Genomic DNA, 13,566 nt, shown 5'->3' with positions numbered 1-13,566 from the left:
TGACCTCGCCTTTTTATTTTTAAATTCTCAAAATTACTTACACGTGCATGACATAGTGACTGCGGAATCAGCTCCCGTGCAGTTAAAGATCTTTCCGTCGTGAGGAAGTTCAAAAGAATAGATCTTTCCGTCTCTTTCCACCAACAATAAATCGTCACCATTTTGATAAAAGATACGACGTGAGTTTGCTTTACCGACAATGCTTCCATCGGATTCTAACGTCGCGATCAATGTATCAGTAGGATTGTTGGTTTGCTCTGCCGCTAAGGGAATTTCTCTTTGGGTGCCCCCTGCTTCCATCACGGAATATTTCAAAGTGCGAGTGGGCTCCCCACTGGCCGTGTTTGTATTTTCAACATAGATGCGGCGAACTTCGCCCGCAGGTGTACGAATATCCGTCGTGAACCACTCATCACTTTGCGCGACGATATCACCCAGATCTGCGGAAATTGCTTTGTTAAGATTGTCGAAATTAATTTCAGCTTGTGAATCCAAAGGCTGCACTTTCATATTCAAGCAAACCGCCATCTCTTGAATATGCTTTTGGTAGGCCTCGAACTTTTTTGGATCTTCCATATTTGTTGGAAGAAATCCAGCAGCGGTTCCTGTCGGCACGGCCACATCCACAGGTGGCGGTGGTGTCGCCTTATTCGCACGCGAGGCTTCCGGAGGAATTGTTCCCATACTTTCAGGGTTCACCGAAGGCTCTTCGGGAGTGTTCGCGGGCTTCAGGTAAAAGAAAATCAGAAGCCCGATAATAATAGCGACGATAAGAATGGCAATATTTCGTTTGTGCATTCCTTAACTATCGACTGATCTCGACGGCAACGTCAACGGGTTCAAAATTCAGAAGCGAAACACCGATGAAGCGCAATCGAACGTGTAGATAGTCAAACAGATGTGCCACACGTTCACAACCTGGACCTTGCAATGTCATATACATCAAATAATGTGGTAAGCCGGGCGAATAATCAAAATGCCAATCGGAAACGACTTTGCAGTCCTCGCCCAGCTCGGGCCAATCTTTTGCGATGAATTCGGCCTTGCGGGCAGAAGAAAACGAAATGTCTCTACCAATTAATACCGGATCAATTTGGTCAACCACCAGTCCCACTCTTAAAAGAGCTTCCTGCGTGACCGGATTCCAGAGTGAAGAGTATTCGTACTGATTCGGAGCCAGCTCACGAATACGAAAACTCATTTGATTGTCGACGGCTTGAGAGTGCACGGACCACAAGCTGACCAAAACCATCATCAAAAACACAAAATATCTCATGACATCCCCCTGCATGGATCTTCGTGATAGACATGTTCTTAATAGTAAATGTGACCCTTAAAATGCAAGAAAGGGATCTTTACAGATCCCCTTCTTGAAGTGATTTCAGTTTTGGTGACAAGAAATGTCTTACTTAATAAGACCGATCTCGCGCAAACGCTGCATCAAGAAGTCATGACCAGTGATATCAGCGTATTTTGCACCTGTCCCTTTACAAGATGGCAAGCAGCTCAACATAGCTTCAGGGTGTGGATGCATAAAGAACGGCATTGAGTAACGGCTTTGGTTTGTACCGTCTTGAGGATTGATCACTCGGTGAGTTGTGGACGGAAGAACATCGTTCGTCAAACGCGCCAACATATCACCCACGTCGACAATCAAAGTGTCTGGTTCAGAATCAATATCCAACCACTGACCATCGCGGTCTTTCAATTGCAAACCAGAAGCTGTGGCTGCTGGAAGAATCGTGATGAAGTTGATGTCCTCATGAGCTGCTGCTCTTACGCAACGAGGATCAACACCTTCTGGAATTGGTGGATAGTGAAGAAGACGTAAGATCGAGTTTCCATCTTTCGTCATTTTTGCGAAGAAGTCTTTTTCAACTTCCAAAGGCATCGTCAATGCTTCAAGCATCACGTTACCTGCTTCTTCAAGCGCATTATAAAGTGCTGTGAAGTGAGTTTTGAATTCAGGAATTTCTGTAGGCCATACATTTTCTGGATAAACAGATTTTAAAGCATTGCCTTCTTCAAGAACACGGCCCACGTGCCAGAATTCTTTAAGATCCATCACGGGAGAATCTTTAGCGTGTTCTTGACCAAATGGCGTGTAACCACGTTGGAAGCCCGCTTTCGGAGAGATGTAAGATTTTTTTACGTCTGTAGGAAGAGAGTAGAATCTTTTTAGGATATCGTAAGCTTTGTGAAGGTCTTCAGCTTTCACGTTGTGATCTTTAAGAATGATGAAGCCATATTCTTTTAGACCTGTAAAAAGACTGTCGATAAACTTCGCGCGGTCTGCATCTGTGCCCTTAGTATAACTTGCAAGGCTCAGTGTCGGAACTTTACGAAGAGTGCTTTGTTCAGAATGAGAAGCCGTTTCCATTGTTCTCACGATATTCCTCCGTTGTTAGGTTCACAGCGAATCTAGCAAGGTGCGCAAATAAAAGGCAACAGCAACTAATTATGCGTAAAAAGAATATCTAATACTCGAACGAGGGTGGGGGTTTCGAATTTAAAATGAATGTCTCCATCGAATAAACGGACCGCATGTTCACTGCGATACGGGGACTCTTTTTCCTCGTAACCGCGGTAAATCACAGGACGCGGGTCCAATTGCAGCGTACCCACGACAATTTCACGAAGAGCTTTGTCAGGATTGCGACTTTCCCATTCACGCATGACGTTTTCTGCGTGCTCGGTAAATTCTACATGGATCTCTTCTTTGGCCACTTCTGCGGGCCATCCCGTGCGTGCCTCTGGGATCGCTTCGACTTCGGGAAGGTACGGCTTGATATCTAAAATCGGAGTGCCATCAACAAGGTCCGCTCCGGAAACGACGATGCCGTCTTTTTCCACTGCGATCAACTCTACCAGTGAAAGGCCAATGGGGTTGGGACGATGAGGACTGCGGGTTGCGAAAAGCCCCATGGTTTTTCCTCCCAAGCGAGGAGGATGAACTTTCGCATGATAACGAGCCGTTTTATTTTGATGAAAAACCCACACGAGCCAAACATGACTGAAGCCTTCAAGGCCTTGCAACGACTCCTCGGGCTGTAAGTCCGCGCGAATCTTCAAACGCGCCCACGCCTTCTTCACCAAACCGGGTTGTCTGGGAGTGCCGAATTTATCTCGAAAACAGGATTCTAAATAGCCAATAGGTTCCATCATGTGGAGTAGGCAGTAACTTTTCGAATCGCCTTGCGTCAAGGACTTTCACTCTGAGCACAGGGTCAGAAAACAAAAAGCCCGTGTCTTAGAGACAAGGGCTTTTTGCTGCTGTGGTTTTGCTGAATCGGCAAATTAGAAATTGCCAGATCTTCTCATCAAGCCTTCTTTATTCTTGATGATGATCTCTTTACCGTTCAAATCGATTAGACCTTCGTTTTTAAACTCAGTCAGGTGACGAGACAATGATTCGTTGATTGTACTAGCAAGTTGAGCGAATTCATTGCGAGTCAGTTTAAGATTCAAAGAGATACCGTTTGGCGTTTGCACACCAAATTTGTCAGAAAGCAACACAAGCTGGTAAGCGATACGCTCTTGAACTGACGCCAAATAATGCAATTGGCTTGTTGTTTCGAAAGACTCAAGGTCATTCACTGCTTGATTCAAAAGAAGTTTAATCAATGGGCTTGCTTGAGCCATTGCGACTTGAATCAATTCGCGTGGATACAACCACAATACTGTCGATTTAACAGCCTTCGCATGAGATTGAACAGGAGCTCCTTTAACCAGTGCTTTGTAGCCAAAATATTCGCCTGGTGAAACAAGCTTAGTGACGTACTCGTTCGTAGTTGTGCGTCCGCGTGCATGCGAGCGGTTCACTACAACTTTGACACAGCCAGATTGCACATAGTACAGACCCTTCGCCGGCTCCCCTTCTTTATAAATCATTTCTTCTTCCTTCAAGTGAATCACTTCATATGGAACGCTTGAAGTATTTGGAATGTTTAAGTTTTGATTGCCCATAAAACCAAGGGAGTTTACTCCGCCGTTGAGTATTGTCTGAGATTCCATACTCTATTTCCTCCGCACTTTCTTCTTTGGGTTAAATGTTTAGGTCGATCCTAAACTGGCTTTAAACAAGTGCCTAATTGAAATTTCGACATAACTTACTTGTAACGGGCTCCTGTTAAGGGGCTAACAAGCTTTTGACTTGACTCACATTGCCACCTCTCCTAACTTCTGCCTCACATAAATTTTAAGATTTTTTTGTGATATCAATCGCTTAATCGCTGCCAAAACGCAGCCAAGTTAGATGATTCTGAGGGGCTCAGATGATGTTAAAAACGATCCTTACCACCCTGTTAATCTTGTCTTTTAACATAGTTTCCCATGCTAAAACGCTTAAAGTCGGTTTGGTGTTAGATAAGGGCGGTAAAGACGACAAATCTTTTAACTCTGCTGCTTACATCGGAGCTACAAAAGCGGAAAAAGATTTTAAAATTGAATTGAAATATGTCGAAGCCACCGACACCAACGCCATTGAAAATCTTCTTCGCTCATTTGCTCGTAAAAATTTTGATCTAGTGATCGGAATTGGATTCGGTCAAAAAGAGCCTGTTAAAAAAGTGGCTCCCCAATTTCCACAAGTAAAGTTTGCTGTCGTTGATTCTGAAGTCAGTCTTCCTAACGTGCGCTCTTTGTTATTTGAAGAACACGAAGGGTCGTTTCTTGTCGGCGCTCTTGCTGCGATGGCATCAAAAAGCGGGGCGGTTGGATATGTGGGAGGAATGGATATTCCTTTAATTCGTCGATTCGCCATGGGTTACGCTGCGGGCGCGAAATACGTAAATCCAAAAATTAAAATCACAGAAAACTATATCGGTGTTACGGGCGAAGCTTGGAACAATCCTGCGAAGGCCAAAGAACTTGCGCTTTCACAAATGGCTTCCGGCACGGATGTGATCTTCGTGGCTGCGGGGGCATCAAATACGGGTGTCTTTGATGCTGCGGAAGAAAAGAAGAAGTTGGCGATCGGAGTTGATTCAAATCAGAACTGGATCAAGCCGGGCGTGATTTTGACAAGTATGATGAAAGCGGTCGACGTGGCCGTGTATGACACGATCAAGGAAACGAACGAAGGAAAGTTTACTCCCGGAATCATTCGTTATGGTCTGAAAAACAAAGGTGTCGACTACACGCTCGATCAATACAATGAAAAACTGATCACGCCTGATATGAAAAAGAAAGTAGAAGAGATCAAAAAGAAAATCATCGCGGGACAAATTTCTGTTCCTGACTACTATAAAAAGAAATAGTGATGTCAGTTCCAGCCCTCGAGTTTAAAAGAGTCTCTAAATCCTTCGGCGAAGTCCGCGCCAATACGGATATCTCTTTCTTTGTCGAACGCGGTGCCATCCATGCCATCGTTGGCGAAAATGGCGCTGGCAAATCAACAGCCATGAAAATCCTCTTTGGCATGTATCGCCCTGATGAGGGCGATATTTTTGTGAACGGACAGCAAGTTCACTTTCAGTCTCCTATTGATGCCATGGCTGCAAAAATCGGGATGGTTCATCAGCACTTTATGTTGGCTGAGCCTTTCACGGCCTTAGACAATATTCTCCTACAACAAAAAGGTTCCGCGTTTTCACTTCTTCCTAGAGCTGAACAAAAAAATCGTCTGGAAGAAATCGCACATCGTTATGGCTTTCAGATCAACCTCGATGCGAAAGTAGAAGATCTTTCTGTCGGAGAGCAACAGCGACTGGAAATTCTAAAAATTCTTTCTCAAGACTCCGAGATTTTAATCCTTGATGAGCCGACGGCAGTTCTTACTCCTCAAGAAGTCCAAGATCTTTTTGCCAATCTTCTTCGCCTGCGGGAAGAAGGTAAAACTATTCTTATTATCACTCACAAGCTCAAAGAAGTGATGGCGTTGACTGATTCCGTGACAGTTTTCCGCGCGGGCCACATCGTGGGTCATAAGTGGACTCGCGAAACCAATGCCGAAGAGCTTGCCGAAATGATGGTCGGCCGCCGCATTCAGAAGCCACAAGAAAGAAGCAGCGTGATTGAAGCTGCTAAAACGGTTTTACGTTTCGAATCCGTTTCGGGTCGACTGGGCACTCACGGAATTGAAGACATCCAACTTTCTGTTCACGCTCGTGAAATTGTCGGCGTTGCCGGTGTTGAAGGAAACGGACAAGATGTTCTTATTCGCGCTCTTTTAGATCAGCGCGCTTTGGAATCTTTCACTGGAAAAGTAACGACCTTGGGTTCCGTAGGCTCTTTCCCGGAAGATCGCTTGCGCTTTGGAGTTTTGCCTTCGCGCCCCGTGTACGAAAATTTCATTTTGGGCCAGCATAAGACATCGCTTTTTGCTAAGGGAATTTTCCTTAAGACAAAAGAGATCTTACAAAGAACCAAAGACATCATGGGTAAATATGATATCCGCCCGCACAATGCTCATCTTCCCTTTGAAAAGATGTCCGGTGGAAATCAACAAAAGCTCGTGGTCGCACGTGCTTTGTTGCAAAACCCTCAAGTGATTGTGGCGGCGCAACCGACTCGTGGAGTTGACATCGGCGCTATTGAGTTCATTCACAATGAGCTTCGCAAAGCTCGAGATGAAGGGGCTGGAATTCTTTTAATTTCATCCGAGTTGGATGAATTGATGGCGCTTTCAGACCGCATCGTCGTTCTTTATAAAGGCCGCCTCGTGAAAGAATTTACGCGCGCGCAATTTGATGAAATCGCTTTGGGTAAAGCGATGGGATGTGGCAATTGAAACGTTTGATTGGATTTGCCATAGGCTTAGTGGCCGCCCTGCTTTTGACATTCTTCGCAGGTGAGAACCCTTGGAACATCTTTATGATCCTCATGCGCAGTGCCTTTGGCTCCATGTATGATTTGGGTCTGACTCTTTCCTATACGACTCCGCTCATTTTCTGCGGGCTTTCCGTTGCGATTTGTTTTCATGCAGGACTATTCAACATCGGCGCTGAAGGTCAGTTAACTATGGCCGTGGTGACGGCGGCGGCTGTCGGTATTTTACTGCCGCAAGTTCCATTTCCCTTAGCTCCTGCCTTGGCTTTTATGGCCGCTCTTCTTGTCGGAGGTTTCTGGGGCTGGATTGCTGGGTGGCTGCGTGCCGTTCGCGGCAGTCACGAAGTTATTATTACGATTATGCTGAACTTTATCGCCGCTGGTCTTGCGAGTTGGTTCACATTGAAAGTGATTCCGAATCCGAACTCGCAAAGCCCAGAAACGGCGATGGTGTCGGCGAACTATATGTTTAAAGACTATGATTTGATTGCCCGTCTTTTCCCAGATACTCCAGCGAATGCCTCTTTGGGATTTGCGATTGTGTTTGCGATCTTGATGTGGATATTTCTCTGGAAAACCACGTGGGGCTTTGAATTGCGGGCGGTCGGCTCCAATCCTGAAGCAGCTCATCGCGCGGGAATTTCTGAAAAGAAAATGCGGATGATCGCTATGTCATTGGGTGGCGCTTTGGCGGGCTGTGTTGCGTTGTCTGAGGTTTTAGGCAGTGCCGGCCAATATCGTATTGGTTTTTCTCCTGACTATGGATTCATTGGAATCGCCGTGGCTTTGCTTGCGAATAACAATCCCTTAGGAATTATTGCGGCCGCTTTCTTGATGGGAGCCCTTCACAAGGGGGCCTCGGATCTGGATTTAGAAACCTCCACGATCACCCGTGATTTTTCTCGTATTATTCAAGCCTTCATCATTCTGGGCGTAGCTGGACAAGCTTACTGGGAATGGTTGAAGAAAAACCGTAAGAGGAAGTCATAATGGAATCACTCTCTCTTATTTTAGCTTTGGTATTTGCGACATTAAGATTAGCGACACCACTTATCTTTGCAACGACCGGTGGTTTGATGAGTGAACGCTCTGGAATCGTGAACATCGCATTGGAAGGCTTCATGCTTTTTGGAGCTTTCGCGGGAGCCGTTGCCGGACAATACTTTGCTTCGGCATGGCTGGGTTGGGGCGCGGCCTTGATTGCAGGTCTTATAGTCGGTGCTCTTTATGCATTGTTCGTTATTGAATTGAAGGCGGACCAGATCGTGACTGGTATGGCGTTCAATTTACTGGCGATGGGTGTAATTCCGTTTCTGACGAAGATTCTTTATAACTCAACGGGCACGACGCCAGCTTTGTTGGTGGAAGATCGTTTTACTTTTGAGCCTTTGCTTATGGCCTTCGTTCTGGTGGGGCTTGTTGCGTTTTGGCTTTACAAATCTCGCTCAGGTCTTTGGCTTTTGTTTGCTGGCGAACATCCCGAAGCTTTGCTCGCTAGTGGCGTAAGTGTACGTAAAGTCCGTTGGACTGCGGTTTGTTTTAGCGGCATGTTTGCCGCGTGGGGTGGCGCAAGTCTTTCTTTATTCTTGTCTTCAGCTTACTCACCCATGATGACGAGTGGTCGCGGCTATATGGCGCTAGCAGCTTTGATCTTTGGTAAGTGGAAGCCACTTCCCGCTTTGGCCGCCTGCTTACTTTTTGCTTTTGCCGACGCAGTTCAGATCCGTTTGCAGGGCGTGCGTTTCGGCGAAAGCGAAATTCCTGTTCAGTTTGTTCAAATTCTTCCCTATCTTGTGACTATCATTGCTTTGGCGGGTTTCATCGGTAAAAGCCGTGCTCCGAAGGCTTTGGGTCGCGAAGGGTTTTAGTTTTTTAAAAGAGAGGTTTCCATGAAAAGTCTTCTTCTTGTTTTATTGATGGCAACATCGACTCAAGCTTTGGCTTGGGGAGGCCGTGGTCACGATGCTGTCTGTCGCGCGGCGAGTTTCCTTGTGAAAGAGCCAGGACTAAAAGAGTATTTAAAAAACAAACCGCAAATGATGGGTCATCTTTGCAACATGCCTGACTTTTATTGGAAGAGCTTAGGTGGCGAAGCCAATCAACTTGGAAATCCGACTCACTTCATCGACATTGAAGTCATTGGTCTTGATGTGAAGGACATCCCTGTTGATTTCAAAAAATTGCAGGCCGATTTCACGGGAAAGCCGAACAAATTTAAAAATGATGGATCAACAATTAAATCCATCCCTCAAGAATTTGGTTCTTCTTGGTGGAGAGCCGATCAGTTCATGCGCATTATCGCAGGACTGCAAAAAGATTTTGCGTTAGCGACTCCTCCTGCAAATTTCAAAGAAGAACAGAACAACGAGCTTCCTTACAACAAGTTGGCTTATCAAATGATCGTATCAATGGGTTTGATGGGACACTTTGTGGGTGATAACTCTCAACCGTTCCATACTTCCGCTGACTACGATGGATATGCCGCAGGTCACGGTGGCATTCATGCTTACTTCGAAGATTCTGTGGTTGGGGAATTCGATGGGGACCTAGATGCTTTGGTTCTAAAAGAAGCTCGTGCAATGAAAAATCCAGAGTTCTTGAAACCAAAGACCACGATTGAAAAGATGAAGGTTTTAAGTGTGATTTCCAATAAAGAGATCGCGAAAATCTTGAAACTAGATCCAATCAAAAAGAAATCCGAGCTTAAAAAAGAAAAAGGCATGGAACTGAAGACCGCTGCCGAAAGGGAACCTGCTTCTGTCGCTTTCAAAAAAATGAAACCTTTAATCGTGACTGAAATGGCCCGTGGAGCTGTTTTGCTAGCCAACCTGTGGGACGAAGCCTATATCAGCGCCGGTCGCCCGAAGATCGGTGCTTACAAATCGTATAAGTATCCATTCACTGTGGACTTCGTAGCGCCAGATTACATCACTCCGGAAGCTGCTACAGAGAAGAAATAGATTTCTCGGTGAAATCGAAGCCCTTTCACTCTGCTAGGTGACCGGTAGCGATAGTAGCTAAGATTTGAAAATTTTAAGCAGTCCGAAAGACAAAGAAAAAAACCCGGCCGAGAAGACCGGGTTTTTTCTTTTTTTGAAGGGAAGTGAATTAGTAAGACAATTCGTGATGAACTTTCAAACCACGGATTTGGTTGCTTGGAAGTTGCGCCTTGAATTCTCTGATTGTTTTCGTAAGTTCGCCAACTAACTGACGAGACTTATCCAAATCAGCTGAACGATCGATCTCTTTACGAACCGCCTCAGCAGTAGTGATAGTTTGTCCCAATGCACTCATCAGGCCGTTGGTATTCTCCATGTCGCTGATTTCGTCCTGCATTTTTTCCATTTCTTTGATTTGAGTTTCAATCGTGATTAAGTTCATATTGAGTTCGGCAGCATCCAATTTTCCTGGAATATTCATTTCACATTCCAAACAACGGTCACTTGCCGCCGCCGCTTCAGCTGCCGCAATTTTGCCTTCTGTGATCATCAAAGAGATGTCATCCACCTCTTCCGCCATCGCTTTAACAGAACCCAAAACCATAATCACAGCCATTGCCAACAAAACACGCTTTTTCATAAATTCTCTCCTCGTGGATTTTATCCAATTCGAAGAATTGCGAAGGCTGTACCCACGTTAAAATGAAATAGCAGGGCTCTCAGTGTTTAGTAAAACGACAGGAGCCCTATATCGGTAGTCGGGTCTCAGATTGAAACAGTAAGAATCCCGATTGAACTGGAAGTGCGTGAAAGCCTCATTTTCAAAGGATTTGAGCAAACGTTAACTTAGTTATAATAACTTGGGTTATTTTGCCGTGGCAGTACTCCCTGCTGATGCGATGATGATACAGCCAACAGCAAAAGATTGAGTCAGCGTTAAAGACTCATTCAACATCACAAATCCAGCGAATATGGCAACGACGGGCTCCATGCTCATTAGAATCCCGAATGTTTTCGTGGGAATGTTCGTCATGGCTTTCATTTCCAAAGAATAAGGAATCGCGCTTGAAAGAAGTGCGATTCCTAGGCCCATCGGTAGTAGTGAGGGGTCTAGAATCTGTTCTCCGTTGAAAATGAAGCCAGCGGGAACTGTGACTAAGGCGGCGAACCACATTCCCCAGCTTGTTGTCTGTAAGCTGCCTGTCGCTTTGGAGATCTTTTTTCCGAAGACAATATAAAGTGCCCAGAAAAATCCAGCCGCAAGTGCTAAGAAAACTCCGAGTCCATCAAGACTTTCTGAAGAAGAGGCTACTGGCAATAACATATAGATACCGACCCCAGCTAAGGCCACCCATAAAATATCCCAGGATTTTTTCGAAGCGAACAATGCGACACTTAATGGTCCCACGAACTCGACGGCGACAGCGATACCAAGAGGGATTCGTTCTAACGAAAAATAAAATAGAAGATTCATCGCACCTAAAGAGATTCCGTACGCGGCGACGGGAAGAATCTCTTTTTTGGAAATCTTATGTTTCCAAATTTTTGCGACGACAGAAAGTATCAGGGCCGAGATGAAAACGCGCAAAGCTGTTGCTCCGGCCGCACCCGCCAGTGGGAAGAGTTGCTTCGCGAAAGATGCTCCGAATTGAATCGAAAACATGGCGATTAAAAGAAGACCTAAAGACGAATACAGCGAGTTCAAGATCGACTACTCCTTATACAGTGGCGCGCGATGTCGGTCACCGACTGTCACTGCGATCCCACTCTGAGAAACGAAACTTCTAAGTGATTGAAGTGTCGATCAAGCATTCTCAAAGCAAGTCACAATTTTTGGCACATTCCTCGCACTAGGGATAGATATACAACTTGTTACGAAGGAGTTCAAAATGACAATCACAAAAATCATCACAGCAGCAATCATCACTTTGTCAGCAGCTTCTTCTTTCGCAGGTACTAAATGTGACCACAAAGATCTTGGTGGTCGTTTCAGCCACACAAATCCTCCTGCAACTCAAACTCAAGTTGTTAAAACTGCTACAACTTCTACTTACACAGGTGCTCGCTAATATCTGCGGCGGAATATGAACGCCTCATTCTAAGACATCCATTCCTTCATTTCCCCTACCAACATCCTTAAGAATTTCCATTTTTTAACCGAGATAATTGGGCACCTCAGCAAACCCATTACATAAAAACAGGTCGGTTGAAATGAAATCGTGGCTTCGTGGTATTAAAGGTAAGTTGTTCTTCTCTGCAGTGATTCCTCTTTTTGGATTCATCGCTCTTGGCTACATCTCTTATGCAAGCTTCACTTCTTTAGGGGGCCTGCTCAATGATGCCTACGTGAATATTATTCCAAACCTTAAAGCAGTGGATGATATTGAAGGAGCTCGTGCGCGCATTGGCCAGTATCTCTGGGGGTCGATGGCTAATAAAGATGTCCCAAAACATCGTGGAGACTATGTTAAGAAAGCCCGCATAGCCGTAAAAGAATATGAAGACGCCATCGCAGAATACGAAGCAAATAGTTTTCAACCTGGCGAAGCAGAGATTTATGCCAACATGAAGCATTTAAATGCGGAATATATCGCCGAAGTTAATAAATTCATCGCGATTCTTGATACGGGCACCGACGAAGAACTTCTTAAAGCGCGCGAAATGATGACGGGCGGTCCTTATCTAGCTCATTCGACTACGATCAAAAAGACGGCGGGCGAGATCATCAGCCTCTATGAAAAGATGGCCAAAGAAAAAAACGAATTTCAAAAAGCTGAGACGAAGAAGGCTTTAACCTTGCTCGCAATTATCGGCTGCGTCTCGGCGGTGTTGGTGTTTGGTATCTTATTATTCGTGGCCAACGCCTTAAGCAAACGCGTAAGCATGGTCGTGAACAAACTTTCAGATGCAGGCACTCAAGTAAACCAAGCTATTAATCAATTGTCGCTTGCCGGACAAAGTCTATCACAAGCTTCAACATCTTCGGCCGCCTCACTGGAAGAAACCGTTGCTTCTTTGGAAGAAATGACTTCCATGGTGAAGTTGAATTCGGACAATGCAAAACAGGCTGCAAGCCTTGCAGTAACATCTCGTACCGCCGCCGAAGATGGTGAGCGTGAGATCAAAAATCTAGTGACTTCGATGCATGATATATCTCAATCTTCTAAAAAAATTGAAGAGATCATCAATGTTATCGACGACATTGCCTTCCAAACAAACTTGTTGGCTTTGAACGCTGCTGTCGAAGCGGCTCGCGCGGGAGAACAAGGTAAGGGCTTTGCCGTAGTAGCTGATGCCGTTCGTACTTTGGCGCAAAGATCGGCTTCCGCAGCAAAAGACATCACAAGTCTTATTAAGGACTCGGTCGAAAAAATTGAAAACGGGACCGAGATCGCTGATCGCTCGGGAGCCGTCTTAAATAATATCGTCACTTCAATCAAGAAGGTGTCTGACCTGAATAATGAGATCTCTGCAGCAAGTTCTGAGCAAACAACCGGCATTCAGCAAATTAATAAAGCCATGAACCAGTTGGATCAGGGCTCACAGTCAAATGCAGCTTCCTCTGAAGAAATTGCATCGACGGCAGAAGAAATTTCGTCGCAATCCAATCAGATGCAGTTATTAGTGAAAGACCTGAATGGCTACGTCACGGGTCAGACAGAAGTTACGGGCCCTTCCGAAGTCAAAGCGGACGCGAAGAAACAGAAGCCAGCTCCTCAAGCTGCAGGCTCAAAGGTGATTAAGTTCAAACCACCGCAAAAAGCAGCGAAGCCAACGGAGGCCGCAGAGGTGATTCCATTTGATAATGAGGATGAACCCAGAGCTAAGGTTGGAACAACCGACGGGTTCTAGATAAAAG

At 45.3% G+C, this 13,566-nt stretch carries 14 protein-coding genes; 7 read left to right on the top strand and 7 right to left on the bottom strand.

Annotated features, from left to right (window positions below; genetic code table 11):
- Positions 1-33: 33 nt before the first annotated feature.
- The 5 genes from AZI87_RS08990 to AZI87_RS08970 form a co-directional block, all read right to left on the bottom strand.
- On the bottom strand, positions 34-798 hold the full coding sequence (locus AZI87_RS08990; RefSeq protein ID WP_063206212.1) for a hypothetical protein: 765 nt from the start codon (positions 796-798) through the stop codon (positions 34-36).
- A gap of 7 nt (positions 799-805) precedes the next feature.
- On the bottom strand, positions 806-1,276 hold the full coding sequence (locus AZI87_RS08985) for a hypothetical protein (RefSeq protein ID WP_063206211.1): 471 nt from the start codon (positions 1,274-1,276) through the stop codon (positions 806-808).
- A gap of 129 nt (positions 1,277-1,405) precedes the next feature.
- Positions 1,406-2,380: an isopenicillin N synthase family dioxygenase gene (locus AZI87_RS08980; protein ID WP_253696689.1), complete on the bottom strand. Its 975-nt coding sequence runs from the start codon at positions 2,378-2,380 to the stop codon at positions 1,406-1,408.
- 74 nt (positions 2,381-2,454) lie between these two features.
- A complete protein-coding gene (gene tsaA / locus AZI87_RS08975) occupies positions 2,455-3,165 on the bottom strand; it encodes a tRNA (N6-threonylcarbamoyladenosine(37)-N6)-methyltransferase TrmO (protein WP_253696598.1) in 711 nt (236 codons plus the stop codon).
- A 132-nt stretch (positions 3,166-3,297) separates the two neighbouring features.
- Positions 3,298-4,014, bottom strand: a complete 717-nt coding sequence (locus AZI87_RS08970; protein ID WP_041871249.1) for a Crp/Fnr family transcriptional regulator — start codon at positions 4,012-4,014, stop codon at positions 3,298-3,300.
- A gap of 263 nt (positions 4,015-4,277) precedes the next feature.
- On the opposite strand from AZI87_RS08970, the gene AZI87_RS08965 reads away from it, so the two are divergent.
- The 5 genes from AZI87_RS08965 to AZI87_RS08945 are packed head-to-tail and all read left to right on the top strand — an operon-like array spanning position 4,278 to position 9,728.
- Positions 4,278-5,258, top strand: coding sequence for a BMP family lipoprotein (locus AZI87_RS08965; protein ID WP_063206639.1), 981 nt, complete (start codon positions 4,278-4,280; stop codon positions 5,256-5,258).
- 2 nt (positions 5,259-5,260) lie between these two features.
- On the top strand, positions 5,261-6,730 hold the full coding sequence (locus AZI87_RS08960; protein WP_063206209.1) for an ABC transporter ATP-binding protein: 1,470 nt from the start codon (positions 5,261-5,263) through the stop codon (positions 6,728-6,730).
- Positions 6,727-7,758, top strand: a complete 1,032-nt coding sequence (locus tag AZI87_RS08955) for an ABC transporter permease (RefSeq protein WP_063206640.1) — start codon at positions 6,727-6,729, stop codon at positions 7,756-7,758. The genes AZI87_RS08960 and AZI87_RS08955 overlap by 4 nt, the downstream gene beginning before the upstream one ends.
- The gene (locus AZI87_RS08950; protein WP_063206208.1) at positions 7,758-8,636 is read left to right on the top strand and encodes an ABC transporter permease; all 879 of its coding nucleotides are present in this window, start codon (positions 7,758-7,760) and stop codon (positions 8,634-8,636) included. Before AZI87_RS08955 ends, AZI87_RS08950 begins: the two co-directional genes overlap by 1 nt.
- A gap of 21 nt (positions 8,637-8,657) precedes the next feature.
- Complete coding sequence (locus AZI87_RS08945) at positions 8,658-9,728, top strand: hypothetical protein (RefSeq protein WP_063206207.1); 1,071 nt, start codon at positions 8,658-8,660, stop codon at positions 9,726-9,728.
- 148 nt (positions 9,729-9,876) lie between these two features.
- Here AZI87_RS08945 and AZI87_RS08940 read toward each other — a convergent pair whose 3' ends face one another.
- Positions 9,877-10,347, bottom strand: a complete 471-nt coding sequence (locus tag AZI87_RS08940) for a hypothetical protein (protein WP_063206206.1) — start codon at positions 10,345-10,347, stop codon at positions 9,877-9,879.
- Between the two features lie 225 nt (positions 10,348-10,572).
- Complete coding sequence (locus tag AZI87_RS08935) at positions 10,573-11,412, bottom strand: EamA family transporter (RefSeq protein WP_216635254.1); 840 nt, start codon at positions 11,410-11,412, stop codon at positions 10,573-10,575.
- Positions 11,413-11,596: 184 nt separating this feature from the next.
- Here AZI87_RS08935 and AZI87_RS08930 point away from each other — a divergent pair, with 184 nt between their 5' ends.
- Entirely contained in the window at positions 11,597-11,776 is a 180-nt protein-coding gene (locus tag AZI87_RS08930; protein WP_063206204.1) for a hypothetical protein, read from the top strand.
- A gap of 142 nt (positions 11,777-11,918) precedes the next feature.
- The gene (locus AZI87_RS08925; protein WP_063206203.1) at positions 11,919-13,559 is read left to right on the top strand and encodes a methyl-accepting chemotaxis protein; all 1,641 of its coding nucleotides are present in this window, start codon (positions 11,919-11,921) and stop codon (positions 13,557-13,559) included.
- Positions 13,560-13,566 lie beyond the last annotated feature (7 nt).

This window comes from Bdellovibrio bacteriovorus (assembly GCF_001592745.1).
GTDB classification, from domain to species: domain Bacteria; phylum Bdellovibrionota; class Bdellovibrionia; order Bdellovibrionales; family Bdellovibrionaceae; genus Bdellovibrio; species Bdellovibrio bacteriovorus_B.
Note: the sequence above shows the minus strand (reverse complement) of the source record. Positions and strands in the feature narration are given on the sequence as shown.